Raw genomic sequence first — 20,539 nt, 5'->3', positions numbered from 1 at the left:
GTTCCCGTGCCCTGACCGGCCGCCCGCCGGCGCCGGGGATGGGGCATTGCGGACACGCCGAGGGGGAGGGCTGTTGCAAACGCCAGGATGGCGCCCGGGCCTGATGGACGCCCAGGTGCCCCCGGCCATCGGGGCCGCCGAACCGCGGCGGGCGAAGCCGCGGACAGCGGGTTCGGTCGAATTGCTGCACCGTCAGGTACCACCGCCAAGTACCACCGCCACGTACCATCGCCACGTACTCGCCGCGTACCATCGCCACACACTACCGCCATGATCGGCAGGGGGAGAGGGGTTACCACCCGATGACCAAATCGGAACTCATCCAGCGTCTCGCCGAGCGCAATCCGCACCTGTACCAACGCGACGTGGAGCGCATCGTCTCCACCATCTTCGACGAAATCGCCGCCGCCCTGGCGCGCGGCGACCGGGTCGAGCTGCGTGGTTTCGGGGCTTTCTCGGTGAAACAGCGCGACGCCCGCACCGGCCGCAACCCGCGCACCGGCGATTCCGTCTCGGTCGCCGCCAAGGCCGTGCCCTACTTCAAGACCGGCAAGCAGTTGCGCGACCTGCTCAACGCCGGTTAAAGTCCGCATCGGGCCGCGGGGCTTGGCATCACCCGTTCCGCGGCCGCCATCGGACCACAACCCCGAAAGACCATCCCCCGGAAGAAGGTGAGGCACGTCGTGCGCAACGTCCTGTTCTGGCTGGTCGCCGGCCCCGTCGGACTGATCTGCATCATCTTCGCGGTCTCCAACCGCACCCTGGTGGGCATCGAGATCTGGCCGCTGCCATGGGTGGTCGAGATGCCGCTGTTCCTGCCCATCTATGGGGTGCTGCTGCTGGGCGTGCTGTTCGGCGCCGTGCTCGCCTGGATCGGCGGTGGCCGCACCCGCGAGCGCCTGCGCAAGGTGGGCAGCCGCGCCTACGCCCTGGACCGCGACCTCAACCAGGCCCGCCGCCGGATCGAGGAGCTGGAAACCCAGACCGGGCAGGCCAACCCCGGCCGCGCCCTGCCGCCGGCCGCCTGATCCCTTCCCCCGCCGCCGCCCAGCCGCCGCGCGCCGTCACCGGTGCGCGGGCCTGATCCCTTGGCCGGAAAGGACCGCCCCCCATGCTGTTTCTGGATCGTCCCGGCGTCGAGCGGGTGCTGTCTCCGCAAGCCGCCATCGAGGCCCTGCGGCAGGGCTTCGCCGGGGCGGTGGAGGCTCCCTTGCGCCATCACCACCCGCTGCCGGCCAGCCCGGCCAGCCCGGCCGGCGGCACCCTGCTGCTGATGCCGGCGTGGCCGGCCGCGCCGGGCGACTCCGCGCCCCTGATGGGGGTCAAGGTGGTTGGCGTGTTCCCGGACAATCCGACCCGCGCGGAGTCGGTGGTGCCCGGGCCGGCCGAGACGGTGTCCGGCATCTACTATCTGGCCGACGCGCGCAGCGGCGCCCCCCGGGCGGTGCTCGACGGCGGCGCCCTGACCCGCATCCGCACCGCCGCCGCCAGCGCGCTGGCGGCCGATTATCTGGCCCCCCGGGCGCCCGAGACCCTGCTCGTGGTCGGCACCGGCGCCCTCGCCCCGTGGCTGATCCGCTGCCATCGGGCGGTTCGTCCCTACGCCCGGGTGCGGCTGTATGGCCGCGACCCGGCCAAGGCCCAGGCCCTGTGCGACCAGCTGGCCGGGGAGGTCGGCGACCTCGCCCCGGCCGGCGATCTTCAGGCGGCGGTGGGCGCGGCGGACGTCATCTCGGTGGCCACCACCGCCACCCGGCCGGTGGTCCTGGGGGACTGGCTGCGCCCGGGGCAACACCTGGATCTGGTCGGCGCCTTCCGGCCCGACATGCGCGAGACCGACGATCAGGCCATGCGCCGGGCCCGGGTGTTCATCGACACCGACGGGGCGCTGAAGGAATCGGGCGAGATGATCGAGCCCCTGGCCAGCGGCGCCCTGAGCCGCGAGGCGATCCAGGGCAACCTGTTCGGGCTATGCCGGGGCGCGGTGGCCGGCCGGGGCGGGGACGAGGAGATCACCCTGTTCAAGTCGGTGGGCACGGCGCTGGAGGATCTGGCCGCCGCCGCCGAGGCCTACCGCCTGGCGACGAGCCAGGAATAGAAGGCCCAGTTGATCCACACGGTGATGATCCCGGCGAAGACCACGTCGGAGAAGAAGTGCCCGCCCTGGGCCATGCGCACCAGCCCCACGGCGGCGCCGAAGACCAGGGCGGCGGCCAGCGCCCGGCCGCGCCAGGGGGGCGGGGCGAGGAAGGCGAACGCCGTCACCCAGAAGCCCAGCGCTCCGTGGCCGGAGACGAAGCTGCAATTCTTGTCGCAGGCGTCGGCGATCCACCACGCCGGGGTGAAGGGGGCATCGCCGCCGAAGGCCTCGATCTGCGAGGGGCGGGCGCGCCCCCAGTTGTCCTTCAGCAGGGTGTTGACCACCAGCCCCGGGCCGACCGCCAGCGAGCCCAGCAGGTAGGCGGCGCGCCGCCCGTCGAGGCCGGGGATCAGGCGCTCCTTCAGGGCCAGTCCGGCCAGCCACATGAATTCCAGATAGAGCACGACGCCGAACAGCAGCGGCGGCAGGCCCTTGCGCACGAAGTCGAGCAGCGGGTGCTGGCCGGGCTGGAAGAAGGTGCCGCTGGCCGGGTCGTAGAACCAGCCGGCGACCCAGACATCGACCGGCGCGGCGACCAGGAAGAAGGCGGCCAGCCCCAGGGTGATGGCCCAGCGGCGGCGGACCACCGTGCCGGCAAGCTCGGCGGCGCGGGTTTCCAGGCGGTGGCAGGCGGCGGCGATCATGCGGTGTCTCCCGGGCGCGAACCGCTTTCCCCCCTGGAGCCGATGATCGGCAAGGTTCCGCCTTGCCAGCCGGGGTCAAGGGGTTTACCCGGCGGAGCCGGCGCTGCGCGCCCTTGACCCCGGCTGGCAAGGCGGTTCTCGGTCATCATCGGCTCCAGGGGGGAAAGCGGTTCATGCTCGCCCATCGCGGTCCCCGCCGCCCCATAGCCCTTGAAGCCGCGCGCCAGATAGGCCCGCACGGTCAGCGTATGGCCGGTCGGATAGACCAGCCGCATCACCCCCAGCCCGGCAACCGAGTCGAAGGCCCCGGCCACCGCCGAGGCATCGTCGCGCCGCGTCAGGTAGAGGAAATCCTCGCCCACCGCCTGGGCGATGTCGGCGGTCAGTTCGTAGTGGTTCTCCGGGTGGCCGTCCGGGTTCCACATGCCGGCGTCCAGCGGATGGGGCCGCACGTAGTAGAGCAGCGGCGTCATCACCTTGCGGCTGTCGAACAGCAGGCGCACCCCGGGGTGTCGTTGGCTGAGGTCGGTGGCCCAGGCGCCCACCTCGTCCCAGCCGCGCAGGCGCTTCTGGATGTCGGTGCGTTGGGTCATCTCGATGCCCAGCAGCTTCAAGGTGGCCTCGTAGTTGGCCAGCACCCCGGCGGCCACAAGGTGGATCACCAGGGCCGCCCACAGCCACGCCCGGCGGCGGGGCGAAGCACTCAGCGCCCCGGCCACCCACACCGCCGCCGCCACGAAGGCCGGCGCCGCCCAGTTGGCGTTGGCCCGGCTGAGCAGGGCGAGCAGGGCGACCAGGGCCAGGATGGGCAGGCTGAAGCTGACCAGCAGCCGCCCGGCGGGCAGCCCCGGCGGGTCGGCCGGGCGACTGCCGGGGCGAACCAGCAGCCACAGGAAGGCGAGGAAGGGGATGGGCCCGAAGACCCCGGCCTGGGCGCCGATGAACTCGGCCAGATGGTCGGGATGGAACAGCGGCCCGCCCAGGTTGGCGTTGGCCTGGGTGTGGGCCAGGGTGACGAAGCCGTGGGCCGCGTTCCAGGCCATATTGGGGGCCAGCAGCAGCAGCCCCAGCCCCAGGGCCAGCCACGGCCCGGGCCGCCGGAGCAGGGGCCGATGGGCCGGGCTCACGGCCAGGAAGACCAGGAAACAGGGCACGAAATAAGCCATCGCGTACTTGGCCAGCAATCCGACCCCAAGCGCCAGCCCGAGGGCCGCCCAGGCGCCCAGGCGGTCCTCTTCCAGGGCCACCACCAGGGCCAGCAGCGCCCCGGCCCAGCAGGTGAGCAGGAAGGGATCGGTGCTGACCAGCAGCGAGGAGAAGGTCACACCCGGCATGAGCAGGAACAGAAGGCCGGCCCACAGCCCGGCCAGCGGCCCGTAAAGCCGGCGCCCGAGCAGAAAGACCAGCACCGAGGTCACCCCATGGGCCACCGGCACGGCGCCCCGGATGGCCACCTCGCCCTCGCCGAACAGGGCGGTCGCCAGACCGATGATCCAGGCGACCAGGGGCGGCTTGGAGAAGTAGCCGAAATCGAAATCCAGCGACCAGTGCCAGTACTGGGCCTCGTCGAAGGACAGGTTGTGGCCGCTCTGCTGCAACACCACCAGCCGCCACAAGGTGACCGCCAGGGCCAGCACCAGCATGCCGCCGGGGCGGGTCCAGCGCTCGGCGCGGGTGCGGACAACAGGGGTGCTCATGGGGTGGCCTCCGCCAGTCGGGTCAGGGCGGCCACCATGGCCGGCGAATCCCACGCCGCCTCGCCCCGCACCACCGCCGCCACCTGGCCGTCGGGACGCACCACCAGGGTGGTCGGCAGCCCGGACAGCCCCAGGATATGGGCCAACTGACCGCCAGGGTCGGTGTGGCCGGGCAGGTGATCCAGGCCGTTGGCGGCCAGGAACGGCGCCACCTTGCCCGGGTCGCGGGTGCTGATGGTCAGCACGCGGATGGGCAGGCCCTCGGCCTCGGCCCGCCCGGCCAGGGCATCGAGGGCCGGCATCTCGCGCACGCAGGGCGGGCACCAGGTGGCCCAGAAGTTGACCACCAGCAGGGCCCCGTCGCGCCCCACCTCGTCGGCCAGATCGCGCGCCCGGCCGTCGCCGTCGCGGAAGGGGGTGGGCTCGGGCAGGCGGGGCCAGGGCTCGGGCAACAGGGGCAGGGCGGCTTGATCCCAGGCCGCCGAGCCTGTATCGAGAGCCGAGGCAGGCGCATCGTCGGCCCGCCACACCGCCCAGCCGACGGCGGCCACCAGCAGCACCCCAAGCAGCGGGATGGCCCAGCGCGCAAACTTCGACAGGCTCAACCGATGTCCTCCTCTTCCCGGTCCAGTTCGGCAACCAGTTCGGCAAATACCATGTGGGGCGGCCGCTTCGCCAGCGGCCCGTCGGCCCTGATGGAGGAGATCAACGCCTCCATCGACATCGACCGCCGGCTGGCCGACGAGGATATCCGGGGTTCCAAGGCGCACGCCGAGATGCTGGTCGCCACCGGCATCCTGTCGGCCGAGGACGGCGCCGCCATCGCCCAGGGCCTGGACCGGGTGGCGGCCGAGATCGCCGAGGGGAGCTTCCCCTTCAGCCGCGCCCTGGAAGACATCCACATGAACATCGAGGCCCGGCTCAGCGAGCTGATCGGCCCGGCCGCCGGACGCCTGCACACGGCGCGCTCGCGCAACGATCAGGTGGCCACCGACTTCCGGCTGTGGACGCGCGCCGCCGTCGCGCGCCTGGACGGACAGGTGCGCGACCTGCAAGGCGCGCTGATCGATCAGGCCGAGCGCCACGCCGCCACCATCCTGCCCGGCTTCACCCACCTCCAGGCGGCCCAGCCGGTGACCTTCGGCCACCACCTTCTGGCCTATGTCGAGATGCTGGGCCGTGACCGGGGGCGCCTCGCCGACGCCGGCCGGCGCTTGAACGAATGCCCGCTGGGGGCCGGCGCCCTGGCCGGCACCACCTGGCCCATCGACCGCCACATGACCGCCGCCGCGCTGGGCTTCGATCGCCCCTGCGCCAACTCGCTGGACGCCGTCTCGTCGCGCGATTTCGTGCTCGAGGTGCTGGCCGCCGGGACCATCCTGGCCCTTACCCTGAGCCGGCTGGCCGAGGAGATCGTGCTCTGGGTGTCGGCCCAGTTCCGCTTCGTCGACCTGCCCCACGACCTGACCACCGGCAGCTCGATGATGCCCCAAAAGCGCAACCCGGACGCCGCCGAGCTGGTGCGCGCCAAGGTGGGCCGGGTGCTCGGCGCCCTGACCACCCTGGCCACCGTCATGAAGGGCCTGCCGCTGGCCTATTCCAAGGACATGCAGGAGGACAAGGAACCCCTGTTCGGAGCCGTCGACACCCTGGACCTGTGCCTGACCGCGATGACCGGCATGATCGCCGGGATGACGGTCAACGAAACCGCCTGCCGGGCCGCCGCCGGGATCGGCCACACCACCGCCACCGATCTGGCCGACCACTGCGCCCGGGTGCTCGGCATGCCCTTCCGCCAGGCCCACGAGGTGGCCGGCAAGCTGGTCGCCCGGGCCGAGGGGCTGGGGGTGGATGTCAGCCAACTGGCCCTGGACGACCTCAAGGCGGTCGCCCCAGACCTCGACGAGAGCGCCCTGGCGGTGCTCGACGTGACCCACGCCGTGGAAGCGCGGACCAGCTTCGGGGGCACCGCGCCGGCCAACGTCGCCGCCCAGGTGGCCGAGGCGCGGGCCCGCTTCCTCGGCTGACGCCCCTTCCCCCGCGCCAAAGGAGGGCGCCGCCATGCCCACCGCGTCGTTGCGTCTGTTGCTGGTTGCCCTGCTCGCCGTCACCCTGACCGGCGGCCTCGCCGCCTGCGGCAAGAAGGCCCGCCCGGAAACCCCGGCGGACGCCACCTATCCGCGCCAGTACCCGGACCCCCAATCGGTCGACTGACCGCCCCGACCCGATCCTTTTCGCTCCCCCGCCCCCCTTTTTGGCCCCGCCCCGCCGCGAAAGCCCGCCCCATGCACCACTTCACCTATCGCGACGGCGTGCTGCACGCCGAGGACGTTGCCCTGCCGCGCCTCGCCGAGGCTGTGGGCACGCCGTTCTACGTCTACGCCACCGCCACCCTGGAGCGCCACTACCGGGTCTTCCGCCAGGCCTTCGAAGGGCTGCCCCACGAGCTGTGCTTCGCCATGAAGGCCAACGGCAATCTGGCCGTGGTGCGCACCCTGGCCAACCTGGGGGCGGGCGCCGACGTGGTTTCGGCCGGCGAAATGGAAATGGCCCTGATGGCCGGGGTGCCGGCCGGGCGCATCGTCTTTTCCGGGGTCGGCAAGACGGCCGAGGAGATGGCCCGGGCGCTGAAGGCGGGCATTCTTCAGATCAACGTGGAAAGCGAGCCGGAACTGGAAACCCTGGCCGGGGTGGCCGCCGAACTGGGCCTTACGGCCCCGGTGGCCTTGCGGGTCAACCCCGACGTCGCCGCCGACACCCACCACAAGATCGCCACCGGCAAGGCCGAGGACAAGTTCGGCATCGATCTCGATCGCGCCCCGGCGGTGTTCGCCCGGGCCGCCGCCCTGCCGTCGCTCGAGGTCACCGGGGTGGCCCTGCACATCGGCAGCCAGATCACCGACATGGCCCCCTTCGCCGCCGCCTTCGGGCGCATCGCCGGGCTGGTCGAGGGGCTGAAGGGGCAGGGCATCGCGCTCAAGCACATCGACATCGGCGGCGGCCTGGGCATTCCCTACATCGAGGGCACGACGCCCCCCGGCCCGGCCGAGTATGCCGCCGTGGTGCGCCAGACCCTGGGTCATCTGGGGGCCACCATCGTGCTCGAACCGGGGCGCCTGATCGCCGGCAACGCCGGCCTGCTGGTCAGCCGGGTGGTGCGGGTGAAGGAGGGCACCAGCCGCCGCTTCCTGATCCTCGACGCCGGCATGAACGACCTGCTGCGCCCGGCCATGTACGAGGCCCACCACCACATCCACCCGGTGCAGGCGGTGCCCGGCGAGGCCCCCTTGCGCCCCATCGACGTGGTCGGCCCGGTCTGCGAGAGCGGCGACACCTTCGCCCGGGGGCGCCTGCTGCCGGAACTCAAGGAAGGCGATCTGGTCGCCCTGGGCAGCGCCGGCGCCTATGGCGCGGTGATGGCCTCGACCTACAACGGCCGGCCGCTGGTGCCCGAGGTGCTGGTCAACGGGGGGCGTTTCCACATCGTGCGCCGCCGCCCGGACCTTAAGGAAATGCTGGCCCTGGAAAGCCTGCCCGACTGGCTGTGATCGCGGCGGGGCCTCACACCGCCAGGGTGCCCAGCACGGCGACGCCGCACAGCATCAAGAGGATGCCCGAGGCGTGGTTGAGGCGGTTGAGCCAGTTCTCGTTGAAACGGTCGCGGGCCGCCCCGGCGAGCGCCGAGAGCAGAAGCCACCACAGCGCCGAACCGGTGAAAACCCCGGCGATAAGGGCCCACGAGGCCAGATTGATCCCCTCGAAGCGCACCCCGCCAAGGGCCGCGAAGACGGCCACGAAGGCCAGGATGGTGGCCGGGTTGGTGAGGGTGATGGCGAAGGTGGAGAAGAAGTCCCGCAGCAGCCCCAGGTGAACATCGGAGGTCTGCGAATAATCGGGATGGGCCCGCAGGGTGCGCCAGCCCAGGCCGAGCAGGAACAGGCCCCCGACCACGCTGAGCAAGGCCTTGTGGTCGAGCAGGAAGTCGGAGACCAGGGTCAGCCCCAGCCCGGCCACGGCGCCATAAAAGGTGTCGGCCACCGCCGCGCCCAGCCCGGCCACGAAGGCGGCCAGACGGCCATCGGCCAATGCCCGGCGGATGCACAGGATGCCCACCGGACCGACCGGCGCCGCGATCAGGAAGCCGATCAGAAGGCCTTTCAGGAAAATCACGCCGCCGGTCTCCCGACGCCGGAAACAGACATATCGGCCGCACCCCTTGATATTATGCCGTGGCGGCCCTCACTGTTGCCCAGGAAGCCCCCGGGCGCAAGCCGCAAACCCCGGGGCGGGGCTCATACCAACCAGCGATGAGGAGGACTCATCGCGGTTTGGTATTAGTTGGGGGCTTTGCCCCCAAACCCCCACCGGGGAAGCAGGGCTTCCCCGGACCCCTCCATTCGTTGGTGAACAAACGCTACCTCCGGGCGGAACACGTCGGGGTTTTCCGTCCGAGCGTTCGGCTCGCTCAGCGATCCATCAATGAATGGAGGGGGTCCGGGGGAGCCCCTGGCTCCCCCGGTGGGGTTTCAAAGGGGCAAAGCCCCTTTCATGCCAACCGGCGATGAGTTCCTCTCATCGTCGGTTGGTATCAAACCCCGGGGCGGGGATCAAACCACCCCGCCGGAGGCGGGAATCAAACCACCCCGCCGGAGGCGGGAATCAAACCACCGCGCCGGAGGCGGGAATCAAACCACCGCGCCGGGGCGGATCAGGTTTTCCACGTGGCGGCCCTGGAACAGGCCGATGCCCAGTTGCTGGCCCAGGCGGATCGCCTCGGCGCTGTCGCAATGGCCGAGGATCAGGCGCCGCCGCCGCGCCTTCTGGAGCATGGCGGCGATGCCGTGCCCGTCGGGGCCGGACAGCCGGCGGGCCAGTTCGGGCTCCCAATAGATCTTGGCCAGATCGACCCCCAGCCGGTCGACGTCGATCACCGGCAGGGTGCGCCAGGTCAGGCCATCGACGCACACCCGGTAGCCGCGCTGGCGCGCGAAGTCGCGGGCGAACAGGAAGGCGTTGACGTCGGCGCAGATGTCCTCGACGCCGATTTCCAGCACCACCGTGGTGTGCTGGCCGCTGGCCACGCTGTCGTCGAACCGCAGGAAGGCTTCGGAGAGCAGGGTGCGGACGTTGAGGTTGATGCTGAACCCGGCCTCCAGCGAGCGGTCGTCGTTGCGCGCCAGCACGGCCAGCACGCGCTGGTCCAGGGTGTGGGTCAGGCGGCGGAAGAGCCACGGGTTGGCGGCCAGATCGACCGTCGGCAGGATGGTCCGGCGCAACTCCTCGATCGACACATAGATCTCGGAGAACACCGGGTCGGGGCGCTCGCCGCCGAGGATGGCGGCCACCGACTGGCGCCTGAGATAGGCGCTGAGGTCGGCCTTCTCGAGGATCGCCTCGGTACGCGCCAGAAGGTCCGGGGTCAGCGGGCTGCCCCGGTCGCGGCGCACGCTGGCCGCCACCGGCAGGGTGCCCTCCACCGCCAGCTCTTCCGGTGGCGCGGCCTCGGCCGAGGTCGCCGGAGCGCGGTCCGGGGTCGCCGGGGCGATATCGGGGCCCACCTGGGGAACCACCTGGGGAACCACCTGGGACTCCATCCGGGGGTCCGTCCGGGAAGATGACGCGCGGCTTTCGTTCAGCCGTTCGGCGCGGCTCGCCGCTTGCCGGCCGAGGCTTGCCTTCTCCTCGTTCACCGCCACCGCCAGATTGGCCAGATGGCGCTCCACGGCGCCCTGCTGGCGGTCGAGCAGGAACAGGCTGGCCAGAGGGTCGTCGCCGTCCTCGGGCATCGATTCGAGGGTCCCGCCCGCCGCCCCGGGCAGCCCGAACCCGGGCGAGATCAGGGCGTCGTCGGCGAACAGGCAGCGCACCTCGAGCAGCGCCGTGGCCACCGCCTCGCGCTGGCGACCGGCGTAGAGCACCACCAGATCGCCGTTGGGCAGCGGGTGAACCTCCAGATCCTGGCCATCGGCCCGCGACTCGAAGGCCTCCAGGGCCACCGCCAGCAACAGCGGCTGACGGTGCTCGGCGGCAAGGCGCGACAGGTGGACGATCAGCGCCATGCGCCCGGGGTGGGCGGCGAAACGGGCCACCCGGCGGCCGACGCGGTCGAAGGAATCGGCACCGGCGGGCTCGTTTCGCCGCCCTTCGCTTCTGGTCTCGCGCGGCGGCGGCAGGCGGATCGGCGCGCCGGCCTCGACCGGGTCGGCCTGGGCAAAGGCCGCCACGTCATCGAGGTGGGGCTCGCGGCGCCCCTTGGCGCGCCGTCCGGGCAGACGGGGGGCCATCAGCCGGCCTCCTTGGTGGCGCCGCTCCTGGCGCCGCTTCTGGCGCCGCTCCTGGCGCCGGCCCGGAAATAGGTCACGGCATGCAGGCGCGGCGGGTTGGGGCAGGTCAGCGGCACCGGCCCGGCCACCCCCCGGCGGCGGGTGACGCATTGGGTCAGGGTGCACTGTTCGCGGGCCGGGCAGCCGTCCATGGTGGCGGCGCCGAGCATGGCTTCCGGGTAGCGCCCCTGGAACATGGTGATGCCCAGCGACAGCCCCCAGGCGACCGCCCGCTCGCTGTCGCAGCGGGCCAGGATGACCCGCGCCGGGCCCAGGCGCTCGATCTCGGCGCGGGCCGCGTCGGCCATCCGGGGGTTGCCCGAGATGTCCAGCGTCTGCGACCACATCACCTTGAGATAGTCGGGGTCGAGCAGGGAGAGGTCGAGCAGGCGCAGCGCCGAGTGGGTGATGCCGTCGAGAATCACCGCGTGGCCCTTGGCGCGCAGGTGGTCGCGCGCCGTCAGGTAGCTGGCCACGTTGTTGAACAGGTCGATGCTCTGCACCTCGACCAGGATGCGCTGGTCGGCCTCCAGCGAGGCGGAGAAGTCGGCGAAGGTGGGGCTGGCCAGGCTTTCCAGGTTGAGGTTGAGGCTGATGTCCCACGGCCCGCGCACCGAGATGGTGCGGGCCAGACGCATCAGCACCAGACGGTCCAGCCGCCGGCTCAGGTCCTGGAACAGCCAGCGGTCGCCGCCCAGCAGCACGTCCGGGCTGATCGCCGCCTGCAACTCTTCGATGCCGACGAAGATCTCCTCGAAGACCAGACTGGCCTGACGCGTCCCCTCGATGGCCAGCACCGGCTGGCGGACCAGGAAGGGCCCCAGGTCGATGGTGTTCAGGCGCTCCTGCAGGGCGGCCAGCCGGCGCGGGTCGAGGGGCTCGGGCCGGCTCTCCCGGCTCTCCCCGCCGGTGCCCAGGACGCGCGGTCGGCGGCGCCGGGTCTGGGTGCGCTCGAACAGGGTGCCGACCACCTGTTCGACCTGGCTCAACTGGGTGGTCAGGTCGAACACCGTGGCCAGCGGGTCGCGCCCGTCCTCGGGCAGGTCGTAGGTCAGCGGGTCGTCCTCGAACAGACCGCGCACCCGGCCGACCATGCGCCGCACCTCGGCCGGGGTGATGTCGAAGGTCAGCACCATGATGTCGCCGTTGGCGAGCAGGAAGATCTGGCAGCGGTGCCCAACCTCCAGCGGCCGGAACAACTGCACCACCAGACGCAGGCGCTCCGGCTGGCGGTTGGCCGGCTGCAACTGCGACAGGTGCAGGTGAATGGCGTAGCGGCCTTCGGGATTGCGGCGCAGGCGGTCCAGGGTATCGAGCAGGGTACGCTCGATGTTGCTGGCGCCGGCGTCCGCGCTCATGCCCATCATGCGCGGCGGTCCGGATCAGACGGCGGGAGCCTCAGTGTGCCCCGGCCAGGGTTAAGGAAGCGTTGGCTCCCACAGGGGACCCGCACAGGCTGCCGGCCCCCGGGGGCACCCCCAGGAACCCCGACATTTTCCCCAGTACCTTGGAAAACCCTGGCTTTGCAGGAAGCCCCCGGGTGGCGTATGGTTCCTGGGAAAGGTGCGATGCAGCACACGGTCGGATGGCCGCGCCTCGCCACCCACGCCAGGAAGAGACGCGAGGTCGCGCCCGGCGACCGGCCCCCCCGCCGCCGGTCACCGTGGGTCACCGTCCATGGCGTGGACGCACCCAAGCAGGATGGTCCCGGCAAGGCAGCACAGGCAAGGCCGCGCAAGCAAGGGAGAACGGCGCCCGATGAACAGGCAGGCGGCAAGCGAACGAACCGCCGGCGACATGCTGAGCGATCTGGTGGCCGCCGCCGGCCGGTCGGGCACCGGAGACCCCGCGTTCGGCGCCCTGCTCGATGCCCTGCCGGCCCCGGTGTCGTTCTACGACCCCGACCTTCTGTACCGTTTCGCCAACCGCGCCTACGGCGACTGGTTCGGCCACCCGCCGGCCGACCTGATCGGCCGCCCGCTGCCGGACATCCTTGGTCCGGACACCTTCCACCGCCTGGAACCGCGCATTCAGGCGGCGCTGGCCGGCCGGCCGATGACCTACGACGCCCGCCTCAACGACGCCGAGGGCATCGCCCGCTGGGTGCGCATCCACCATGTGCCGCACTTCGACGCCAGCGGCGCGGTGGAGGGCGTGCTCAGCCTGATCATCGACGTCAGCGCCGAGAAGGACACCGCCTCGGCCCACGCCGCGGCGCGCCAGGAAGCCGACTGGATCAACGACAACAAGACCCGCTTCCTGATCGGCCTGGGCCAGGACCTGAGCCGCGAGTTGGACGGCATCCTGGGCTTTTCGGAGATGTTCGTCTCCGAGGTCTTCGGCCCGCTGTCGCCGCCCGACGCGGCCGACGACGACGCCCCCGGCGGCGCCGGCGGCGCCGGCGGCTACGTGGCGGCGGCGCGGGACCTGCACGCCGCCGCTCTGCGCCTGAAAGAGCTGGCCGAGCGGGTCAGCACCCTGGGCACCCTGGAGCACCAGAGCATCGCCCTGAGCGAGGCCCGCTTCCATCTGCGCGACGCCTTCTCCGGGGCGCTCAGGCAGGTCCGCGTCAGGGCCCGCGAGGGCCGGGTGGAGATCGGCATCGACCTGCCGCCCAGCCTGCCCCGGCTGTTCGCCGACGAACGGCTGATCCGCACCATGCTCGGCAACCTTTTGACCAACGCCCTGGACCACACGCCGCCCGGTGGGCGCATCAAGATCGCCGCCCGGCTCGATCAGGCCGGCAACATGGTGCTGTCGGTCAGCGATACCGGGGTGGGCATCCCGCCGCAGGCGCTGGATCGGGTGACGGTGGCCTTCGCCGCCTTCAGCGACGACGGCGGCGGCGGCCGGCGCTCCGGCCTCGGCCTGCCGCTGGCCCGGCGCTTCGCCGAGCTGCACGACGGGCACCTTGATCTGACCAGCACCGAGGGCCGGGGAACCACGGTATCGGTCACCCTGCCCCGGGCCCGGCTGGTGCTGTAACCGGGGCGCGCCCCCGGGATCAGGGATCGCCGCCCCGGCGCAGCGATTCGAAGATGCCCTTGCAGACCATCGACAGGTTGTCGTAGTTGCGCAACAGGCCCGAATCGGCCGGGGCATCGCGCTGATAACGATAGTTGTTGTTGAACTTGGCCGGCAGGCTGGACCAGATGGGCTCCAGCCCGGGGTCGTTGAACAGCTTGACCAGCTCCGGGTCGGGGATGTGCTCGCGCGCCGCGACCAGGATGTCCTTGGCGATCTCGGGATCGTTGATCTGCTCGAAAATGCGCGACATCCCGGGCGTGAACGAGGCCATCAGCGGGCCCAGCACCTTGCGCAGGTGGTCCGGGGTGTCGATGACGTTCTGCAGACTCTTGGCATCGGCGAACAGGCTCCAGGTGCGGCTGCCGAAGATCGGGGTCAGGCGGCGCACCAGGGTGGGCGCCTGGGTGCCGGCGTTGCGCAGCCCGTCAAGGGCGTTCATGTGGTGCAGGATGAGGTCGACGAACACCTCGCCGGCCTTGGATTCCAGCACCCGGGCCTCCTCCTCGGTCAGCTCGGGGGCCTGTTTCTGCGGCCGCGCCCCCGGCTTGGCCGAGGCCCGCTGCTTGGTCACCCGGTTGTCCAGCTTCAGGAGCACCGCCGCGTGGGCCCGGGCGATGCCCATCAGCTGCGAGATGTCCTCGGGCTTGAGCTGGGCCAGCCGCTCGACCGCCGCCTGATCCTCCAGGGCGGTGATCAGCGGCCCCAGACGCTCCGCCTGACCGCGCGACAGACGGGCATACTCGGTGATGAACTTGAACTGGCTGGGCCGCTTCAGGTGGGGCTTCAGTTGCTGGTACAGGCCATGCCCGGGGTACTGGGCGCGGAACTCCTGCGGGTCGAACTCCGGCTGGCCGCCGAGCAGCTCCTTCATGCCGGTCCTGAGGCGCCCCCCCAGCGAGCCCTTGGCCTTGGCCCGGTCCTTGGCGTGGCGCTGCCGGGCTTGCCGGGCCCGGCGCTCGGCCCAGGCGATTTCGCAACGTTCGAAGTACAGCCGCGCGGCGCCCTGCAGGTGGGCGATCTCGATCTGATGGAAGGTGCGCCCGCAGGGGGCCAGCGGCTGGCTCTTGGTCTCCACCACCTGACCGGTCTCGGCGGACAGGAAGAACGGCTCGAAGGCCTTGTTGGTGCGCAGGCCCCAGGCCAACTCGAGCAGCGAGCCGACCATCTCCGGGCGCTGGGCCATGACGTCGTTGACCGTCGGCAGGGCGGCGATGTCGGCCGCCATGCCCTGGCTGCCGGCCCGGCTGAGCAGGGCGACCAGCAACTCGTAGGCGCCCTGGGCCTGCTCGCGCAGTCTGGGGACCCGCTTTTCCCGCACATCACTTGGGGCGCGCTCGGCCATGGTCTGTCGTGTCGTTCGGCTGACGGGGTTACTTGAGGGTGGCGTGGTTTGAACTGGAACGGCTTGAACTGGAACAGCGTGATGCCGGCCGGGAGTTATGCGGTCGCTCGGTAGCCCAGCATAGCGCGGGTTTTCCGCCGCTGTCACCCCGTGCACCAAGGTCCCCCGGGCGGATCGCGTCTTTAATCCCGGCACGCGCGGCGCCAAGCCGAACGACCGCGGGCCTCCACCTGCCCATGGTCAGGAAGAACGGCGCGACACGGTCACGGCGCGGCGCGTCGCCAAGTCGGATTGATCGCGATCCGCTGTGGAGCATCGGGAGAAAAATGGTAAAACGGAAACAGCGGCGCAACAAGGCGCCGTGGTTTTTCCGACCGGCGGACACACCAGGGAAGGCGTCCATGCTGAAATACGACCGCCGACTGAGCGACAAGATCGTCATCGCCCACCTGATGTCGATCGAGGAAGACAAGCCCCGGGTGGCCGACCTGCTGATCCAGGCCCTGGAGCTGGACCTGTCCGGCATCGGCGGCGCCGTTCTGGAAAAGCGCAAGTCCCTGAAGGACATCGAGGACGCCTTCGAGCGCCACGAGGAGTTCCGCCAGCGCCACGCCGAGAACAACGGCTGATCCCCGGCCCCACCCGGTCAGCGGGTGAGGCGTTCGAGGATGGCCGGCAGGTGGACCTGATCGGCCTTGTAGGTGCCGGTCAGGGCGTACATCACCAGATTGACCCCGACCCGGGTCGCCATCTCGCGCTGTTCGGGTCCGCCCTGGTCCGGCCCGCCGGGGACCAGGGGCCGCAGCGGCCGACCCTCGGCATCGCTCGCCCAGGCGCCGGCCCAGTCGGCGTGGCCGACCACCACGGCGCTCACCGCGCCGCCGCTCTCGTCGACCGCGCGGGCCTCGATCCACGGCCGCCCGGCGCCGCCCAGACGGCCGGGAAAATCGTCCAACAGGTAGAAGGTGCGGCCGAGCAGATGGCCCCTGGGCACCTGGGCCAGCGGCGGCAGGGCCAGGGCCCGGCCGATCCTCCCCAGGCTGGCCCGGCCGGCCGCCGGATCGTCGGCCGCCCCGGCATCGAGGATCAGCAGACCGCCCCGCCTCAGATAGTCGTCGAGCCGCGCCCGGGCCGGCGGCGGCGGAGTCGGCGTGGCCTCCAGGATGGGCCAGTAGAGCAGCGGAAACAGCGACAGCGGATCGGCCGCCGGATCGAGCAGTTCCGGCTCGGCCAACTCGACCGCCGTGCGCCGGGCCAGCACCCGGGTCAGGCCGGCCAGCCCGGCCTGGCACAGGCGGTCGGTCGGCGCCGCGCCGCTGGGCAGGCAGCCCAGGCGCGGGGCCAGGGCCAGGTCCACCGCGCGCGGCGACAATCCGGCGCCGTCCTCGGCCACGGCGGGGCCAGCGGGAGCCGCCAACAGCAGCAGGACAGCCACGGCGACCCGCCGCCCCGGCCGGACCAGCACCAGCGCCCCATCGAGCAGCAAACCGGCCACGGCGGCGAGCAACAGCCACGGCCCCAGCGCCCGCCCGGCCGGCCGATCGGGCCAGGGGAGCAGGGACAGCCCGCCCAGATGCGCCTCGGTCAGGGCCTGCGGCGGGTCACCGCCCGGAGGCAGCACCTGGACCACCCGCCCGGCGCCGGGCGGGCCATACAGGCCGGGGGGCCGCCCCGGCGCGGCGCCCAGCCCGACCGCCCCGGCAGTCAGCGGGGCGAGGGAAGCCGGCGGCGCCGCCAGCCGTCCCTCGGCGGTGAGGATCAGACGCGGCGCCAGCCGCCCCCCCGGCGGCTCGACCGCGCCGCCGGGGGGGCGGCTGTCGGGCAGGCGGACCAGCCGCTCGAGAAGCTGCGGGAAAAGGCCGGACAGGGGCAGGTCGCTCCACCCCGGATCGGCCGCCGTGTGGACCAGGACCAGCCACCCGGCGCCCCGCCGGCGGGCGGTGATGAGCGGCGTGCCGTCGCTCAGGCGGGCCCACACCCGGGCCCCGTCCAGACCCTCCGGGCGGGCCAGAAGCTGGGTCCGCACCCGCACCTCGGGATCGACCTCGAGCCCGGCCAGCGGGCCGTCCTCGGGAAAGGCGGCCAGCCCCGGCGCGGCGCCCCAGGTCAGCGGCCCGCCGGCCTGCCGGGTGGTGGCGGCCAGCGGCACCGGCAGCAGGGGGTCGGGGCGCCCGGGCAGCAGACGCGGCCCGGCGAAGCGGATCAGGCTGCCGCCCTCGGCCATCCAGTCTTCCAGCCGGCTCGCCAGCGGCTCGGCCAGATGGCCGACGCCGGCCAGGATGAGCACGTCCGGCGCCGTCTCGAGCAGCCCGGCGAGGTCGCCCGAGCGCACCTCGGCCGACCCGGCCAGGGCGCGCTCCAGGTAGTAGGTCTCGCCGAGCAGCGGGATGGCCGCCCGGTCCAGCTCGGCGGCGACCAGCCCGACCCGGGGCGGCCGGGCCGAGGGGTCGCGCAGCAGCGGCGGGGCGGCCGGGCCGGCGGCGCCGGGTCGGGCCACCGCCAGGGTGGCCAGATGGGCCGCCACCGGGGGCGACGGCGCCACCTCGACGTCCAGCCGGCGCTGCTCGCTGTCGAGGGCCAGCGGCCGCCGGTCGAGGGTGCGCCCGGCCGAGTCGGCGAGGCGCAGCTCCAGGCGCTCCGCCGGGCCGCCCCGGGGCCGCAGCAGAACCACCGCGTCGCCCTCGCCGGCCAGCAGGGCCAGCGGCCGGCCGGGCGGCGGGGCGATCACCGAGACCGGACCAAGGGCCGCCAGGGCGCCGGCCAGCGGCGCCGCCTGCCCGGCCAGACCGTCGGAGAGCCAGATCACCGCCATATCAGCCGGCAAATCGGTCGGCGACTGGCCGCCAGCCAGCAGGTCGGCGGCCCGGGCCCGCTCGGTGGGCCAGGGGTGGGCGACCAGCCGGTCCAGCGCCCGGGCCGGCGCCAGCGGCCCGGCCAAGGCCAGCCGGCCTTGGCCGTCGGGGGCCGTGGGCAGCACCCACAGCGGCCCCTCCGGGGCCCGTTCGGCGATCAGCCGGGCCACCATGCGGCGCCGCTCGGGCCAGTCGGCGAGCGCCGCCCAGCCGTTGTCGACCACCAGCAGCAACCCGCCCCCGGCCCGGGGCGGCGGCCCGCCGGCATCGAGGCGCGGCCCGGCCAGACCGACCACGATCAGGCTCAGCACCAGCAGGCGGAGAACGATCAGCCACCACGGGGCGCGCCGGGCCGGGGCCTCGGCCGAGCTCAGGCCGCGCAGCAGGGCCAGCGGCGCGAAGACCACCCGGCGCGGCGCCGGCGGCAGGCGACGGACCAACCACCACAGCAGGGGCAGCCCGGCCAGGGCGAGCAGCAGCCAGGGATGGGCGAAGCCGAGCGTGCCGAGGCTGGCCAGCGGGCCGGGCAGGGTCATCGCCGGGCCTCCCCGGGCGCCGCCTCGCCGGCCAAGGCAGCGGCCAGGGCGAGCAGGCCCGGACGCGGCGCCCGGTCGGTGCGATGGACGACCAGCCGCCCGCCACCGCCGGCGACCAGCCCGGCCAGGGCCTGTTGGCGGGCGGCCAGCCGGCGCCGGTAGTCGGCGCGCACCGACTCGACGCGCGGCACCTCCAGGCTGGCCGCGCCGTCCGGGCTTTCGAAGTGGACCCGGCCGCGCCACGGCAGATCGACCTCGGCCGGGTCGAGCACCTGGAGCAGGTGGACCGGCCCCCGGCTGGCCCGGGCCAGCCGGGCCAAGGGGTCGAGGTCGCCCAGGAAGTCGCCGGCCAGCAGCAGCGCCGCGCCGCCCGGGCCGGGGGCCGCCGGCAGGTCGCCCGAGGCGGTCGCCAGATGCCCGGCCAGGGGAGCCAGGGCGGGGCGGCCGCCGGGTGGCGGGGCGCCCGCCCCCAGGCCGCCGACCCGCTCGCCGCCGCGCACCAGCAGCACCGCCAGGGCCAGCAGCAGCAGGCTGGCGCGCCCGTGCTTGGTGGGCAGGGAGCGCGCCGAGGCGTGGGCCATGCCGGGCCCGCCGGCGGCCCACAGCAGCACCCGGCGGGCGCTCAGCCACTCGCGCTGACGGACCAGCAGATCATCGCCCCGGGCCGAGCGCCGCCAGTCGATGCCCGGCGCCGGGTCGCCCGGCTGGTGCGGCCGGTACTGCCAGAAGGCCTCGCCCGGCCCGGCCCGGCGGCGGCCATGGGCCCCGGAGTCGAGCGGCGTCTGAAGGCCGGCGGCCAGCCGCTCGGCGGCGGCGAGCAGCGGCGGCAGGCCGGCGGCCAGCGCCTCGGCGCCCGGGATTTCGGCGGCCGGCCGGCTCACGCGATCAAGTCGGTGAGTTGATCGATCACCGCCTCCAGACTGGCCCCCTCGGCGCGGGCCGCGTAGTCGAGCGCCATGCGGTGGCGCAGCACCGGCCCGGCCAGCGCCCGCACGTCGTCCACCGACGGGGCCAGCCGGCCGGCCAGCAGGGCGCGGGCCCGCACCGCCAGCATCAGGGCCTGACTGGCCCGCGGGCCGGGCCCCCAGGCCAGATCGCGGTTGACCGCCTCAAGCGGGCTGTCGCCCGGCCGCCCGGCGCGGACCAGGGTGAGGATGGCCTCGACCACCTGCTCGCCGACCGGCAGCCGGCGGACCAGGGCCTGGGCCCGGGCCAGCTCGCCGGCGGCCAGACAGGGCCGGGGCTGGGGCGGCGCCGGGCCGGTGGTGGCGATCAGCATGTCGCGTTCGGCGGCGCGGTCCGGGTAGTCGACGCGGATCATCAAAAGGAAGCGGTCGAGCTGCGCCTCGGGCAGCGGATAGGTGCCCTCCTGCTCGATCGGGTTCTGGGTCGCCAGCACATGGAAGGGATGGGGCAACGGGTGGGCCTGGCCGGCCACCGAGACCCGCCCCTCCTGCATGGCCTGCAACAGGGCCGACTGGGTGCGCGGGCTGGCCCGGTTGATCTCGTCGGCCATCAGCAACTGGCAGAACACCGGCCCGGGCAGGAAGCGGAAGCGGCGCCGCCCGTCCGCCCCCTCCTCCAGCACTTCCGAGCCCAGGATGTCGGCCGGCATCAGGTCGGGCGTGAACTGCACCCGCCGGTCATCCAGCCCCAGCACCACGCCCAGGGCGTGGACCAGCCGCGTCTTGGCCAGCCCCGGCACACCGACCAGAAGACCATGGCCACCGGCCAGCAGCGCCGTCAGCGCCTGCTCGACCACCGCCGACTGACCGAGGATCACATCCTCGACGGCGGCACGCGCCCCCTGGATCGCGGCCTGGGCGATTTCTATATCCTTCAGGGACGGGACACCGTCGGGCGGGGTGGCTGCGGGCTCGGACACGGGGCTGCGGGCCTTTCGGGCCGGGAGGAAACGGGGAACGGACAAGCTCGGGAGCCGGGTCGGCGACCCTCTCCCGCCATTTAGGATGACACG

18 protein-coding genes are annotated in these 20,539 nt (G+C 72.9%); 8 read left to right on the top strand and 10 right to left on the bottom strand.

Annotated elements, in window-relative coordinates; translation table 11 throughout:
* The first annotated feature begins 302 nt into the window (after window positions 1-302).
* From ihfB to lhpI, 3 genes are all read left to right on the top strand, one after another.
* Window positions 303-584 carry an integration host factor subunit beta gene (ihfB, locus tag BLR95_RS08000; protein ID WP_092618050.1) on the top strand — a complete coding sequence of 94 codons (282 nt, stop codon included), beginning with the start codon at window positions 303-305 and terminating at the stop codon, window positions 582-584.
* 99 nt (window positions 585-683) lie between these two features.
* Window positions 684-1,028: a LapA family protein gene (locus BLR95_RS07995; protein ID WP_092618047.1), complete on the top strand. Its 345-nt coding sequence runs from the start codon at window positions 684-686 to the stop codon at window positions 1,026-1,028.
* An 83-nt stretch (window positions 1,029-1,111) separates the two neighbouring features.
* Window positions 1,112-2,098, top strand: coding sequence for a bifunctional Delta(1)-pyrroline-2-carboxylate/Delta(1)-piperideine-2-carboxylate reductase (gene lhpI, locus BLR95_RS07990; RefSeq protein WP_092618045.1), 987 nt, complete (start codon window positions 1,112-1,114; stop codon window positions 2,096-2,098).
* Here the strand turns inward: lhpI and BLR95_RS07985 are convergent.
* From BLR95_RS07985 to BLR95_RS07975, 3 genes are read right to left on the bottom strand one after another with little or no spacing between them, the layout of a single operon-like run.
* Window positions 2,071-2,784 (bottom strand): phosphatase PAP2 family protein, encoded by a 714-nt coding sequence (locus BLR95_RS07985; protein ID WP_092618043.1) that lies wholly within the window; start codon window positions 2,782-2,784, stop codon window positions 2,071-2,073. The genes lhpI and BLR95_RS07985 overlap by 28 nt on opposite strands.
* A complete protein-coding gene (locus BLR95_RS07980) occupies window positions 2,781-4,481 on the bottom strand; it encodes a glycosyltransferase family 39 protein (RefSeq protein ID WP_092618040.1) in 1,701 nt (566 codons plus the stop codon). The genes BLR95_RS07985 and BLR95_RS07980 overlap by 4 nt, the downstream gene beginning before the upstream one ends.
* Window positions 4,478-5,086 (bottom strand): TlpA family protein disulfide reductase, encoded by a 609-nt coding sequence (locus BLR95_RS07975; protein WP_176787715.1) that lies wholly within the window; start codon window positions 5,084-5,086, stop codon window positions 4,478-4,480. The genes BLR95_RS07980 and BLR95_RS07975 overlap by 4 nt, the downstream gene beginning before the upstream one ends.
* A gap of 3 nt (window positions 5,087-5,089) precedes the next feature.
* On the opposite strand from BLR95_RS07975, the gene argH reads away from it, so the two are divergent.
* The 3 genes from argH (at window position 5,090) to lysA (ending at window position 8,029) form a co-directional block, all read left to right on the top strand.
* On the top strand, window positions 5,090-6,508 hold the full coding sequence (gene argH / locus BLR95_RS07970) for an argininosuccinate lyase (protein WP_092618038.1): 1,419 nt from the start codon (window positions 5,090-5,092) through the stop codon (window positions 6,506-6,508).
* A 34-nt stretch (window positions 6,509-6,542) separates the two neighbouring features.
* Window positions 6,543-6,695 carry a hypothetical protein gene (locus tag BLR95_RS15750; protein WP_176787713.1) on the top strand — a complete coding sequence of 51 codons (153 nt, stop codon included), beginning with the start codon at window positions 6,543-6,545 and terminating at the stop codon, window positions 6,693-6,695.
* 71 nt (window positions 6,696-6,766) lie between these two features.
* On the top strand, window positions 6,767-8,029 hold the full coding sequence (gene lysA / locus BLR95_RS07965) for a diaminopimelate decarboxylase (RefSeq protein ID WP_092618035.1): 1,263 nt from the start codon (window positions 6,767-6,769) through the stop codon (window positions 8,027-8,029).
* Window positions 8,030-8,042: 13 nt separating this feature from the next.
* Here lysA and BLR95_RS07960 read toward each other — a convergent pair whose 3' ends face one another.
* The 3 genes from BLR95_RS07960 to BLR95_RS07950 all read right to left on the bottom strand — a co-directional run bounded on the left by BLR95_RS07960 (window position 8,043) and on the right by BLR95_RS07950 (window position 12,162).
* Window positions 8,043-8,651, bottom strand: a complete 609-nt coding sequence (locus BLR95_RS07960) for a LysE family translocator (protein ID WP_092618032.1) — start codon at window positions 8,649-8,651, stop codon at window positions 8,043-8,045.
* Window positions 8,652-9,166: 515 nt separating this feature from the next.
* Window positions 9,167-10,765, bottom strand: coding sequence for an EAL domain-containing protein (locus BLR95_RS07955; protein WP_092618017.1), 1,599 nt, complete (start codon window positions 10,763-10,765; stop codon window positions 9,167-9,169).
* On the bottom strand, window positions 10,765-12,162 hold the full coding sequence (locus BLR95_RS07950; protein ID WP_176787711.1) for an EAL domain-containing protein: 1,398 nt from the start codon (window positions 12,160-12,162) through the stop codon (window positions 10,765-10,767). Before BLR95_RS07950 ends, BLR95_RS07955 begins: the two co-directional genes overlap by 1 nt.
* A gap of 439 nt (window positions 12,163-12,601) precedes the next feature.
* Here BLR95_RS07950 and BLR95_RS07945 point away from each other — a divergent pair, with 439 nt between their 5' ends.
* On the top strand, window positions 12,602-13,789 hold the full coding sequence (locus BLR95_RS07945) for a sensor histidine kinase (protein ID WP_176787709.1): 1,188 nt from the start codon (window positions 12,602-12,604) through the stop codon (window positions 13,787-13,789).
* A gap of 19 nt (window positions 13,790-13,808) precedes the next feature.
* Here BLR95_RS07945 and BLR95_RS07940 read toward each other — a convergent pair whose 3' ends face one another.
* A complete protein-coding gene (locus BLR95_RS07940) occupies window positions 13,809-15,173 on the bottom strand; it encodes a hypothetical protein (RefSeq protein WP_092618009.1) in 1,365 nt (454 codons plus the stop codon).
* Between the two features lie 401 nt (window positions 15,174-15,574).
* Between BLR95_RS07940 and BLR95_RS07935 the strand changes: the two genes are divergently transcribed.
* Window positions 15,575-15,802, top strand: a complete 228-nt coding sequence (locus tag BLR95_RS07935) for a hypothetical protein (RefSeq protein WP_092618008.1) — start codon at window positions 15,575-15,577, stop codon at window positions 15,800-15,802.
* Between the two features lie 17 nt (window positions 15,803-15,819).
* Here the strand turns inward: BLR95_RS07935 and BLR95_RS07930 are convergent, their stop codons facing one another.
* Genes BLR95_RS07930 through BLR95_RS07920 form a run of 3 tightly spaced genes read right to left on the bottom strand, consistent with a single transcriptional unit; the run spans window position 15,820 to window position 20,446 of the window.
* A complete protein-coding gene (locus BLR95_RS07930; protein WP_092618007.1) occupies window positions 15,820-18,561 on the bottom strand; it encodes a DUF4159 domain-containing protein in 2,742 nt (913 codons plus the stop codon).
* The gene (locus tag BLR95_RS07925; RefSeq protein ID WP_092618006.1) at window positions 18,558-19,442 is read right to left on the bottom strand and encodes a DUF58 domain-containing protein; all 885 of its coding nucleotides are present in this window, start codon (window positions 19,440-19,442) and stop codon (window positions 18,558-18,560) included. Before BLR95_RS07925 ends, BLR95_RS07930 begins: the two co-directional genes overlap by 4 nt.
* On the bottom strand, window positions 19,439-20,446 hold the full coding sequence (locus BLR95_RS07920; protein ID WP_092618005.1) for an AAA family ATPase: 1,008 nt from the start codon (window positions 20,444-20,446) through the stop codon (window positions 19,439-19,441). Before BLR95_RS07920 ends, BLR95_RS07925 begins: the two co-directional genes overlap by 4 nt.
* Between the last annotated feature and the right edge of the window lie 93 nt (window positions 20,447-20,539).

This window comes from Roseospirillum parvum (genome assembly GCF_900100455.1).
Classification (GTDB): domain Bacteria; phylum Pseudomonadota; class Alphaproteobacteria; order Rhodospirillales; family Rhodospirillaceae; genus Roseospirillum; species Roseospirillum parvum.
Note: the sequence above shows the minus strand (reverse complement) of the source record. Positions and strands in the feature narration are given on the sequence as shown.

Bases quoted from the DNA above. Each gene is read 5' to 3' on its own strand.
- ihfB (WP_092618050.1), top strand. From the start codon at position 303: ATGACCAAATCGGAACTCATCCAGCGTCTCGCCGAGCGCAATCCGCAC.
- lhpI (WP_092618045.1), top strand. From the start codon at position 1,112: ATGCTGTTTCTGGATCGTCCCGGCGTCGAGCGGGTGCTGTCTCCGCAA.
- BLR95_RS07985 (WP_092618043.1), bottom strand. From the start codon at position 2,784: ATGATCGCCGCCGCCTGCCACCGCCTGGAAACCCGCGCCGCCGAGCTT.
- BLR95_RS07980 (WP_092618040.1), bottom strand. From the start codon at position 4,481: ATGAGCACCCCTGTTGTCCGCACCCGCGCCGAGCGCTGGACCCGCCCC.
- argH (WP_092618038.1), top strand. From the start codon at position 5,090: ATGTCCTCCTCTTCCCGGTCCAGTTCGGCAACCAGTTCGGCAAATACC.
- BLR95_RS15750 (WP_176787713.1), top strand. From the start codon at position 6,543: ATGCCCACCGCGTCGTTGCGTCTGTTGCTGGTTGCCCTGCTCGCCGTC.
- lysA (WP_092618035.1), top strand. From the start codon at position 6,767: ATGCACCACTTCACCTATCGCGACGGCGTGCTGCACGCCGAGGACGTT.
- BLR95_RS07955 (WP_092618017.1), bottom strand. From the start codon at position 10,765: ATGGCCCCCCGTCTGCCCGGACGGCGCGCCAAGGGGCGCCGCGAGCCC.
- BLR95_RS07950 (WP_176787711.1), bottom strand. From the start codon at position 12,162: ATGAGCGCGGACGCCGGCGCCAGCAACATCGAGCGTACCCTGCTCGAT.
- BLR95_RS07945 (WP_176787709.1), top strand. From the start codon at position 12,602: ATGCTGAGCGATCTGGTGGCCGCCGCCGGCCGGTCGGGCACCGGAGAC.
- BLR95_RS07940 (WP_092618009.1), bottom strand. From the start codon at position 15,173: ATGGCCGAGCGCGCCCCAAGTGATGTGCGGGAAAAGCGGGTCCCCAGA.
- BLR95_RS07935 (WP_092618008.1), top strand. From the start codon at position 15,575: ATGCTGAAATACGACCGCCGACTGAGCGACAAGATCGTCATCGCCCAC.
- BLR95_RS07930 (WP_092618007.1), bottom strand. From the start codon at position 18,561: ATGACCCTGCCCGGCCCGCTGGCCAGCCTCGGCACGCTCGGCTTCGCC.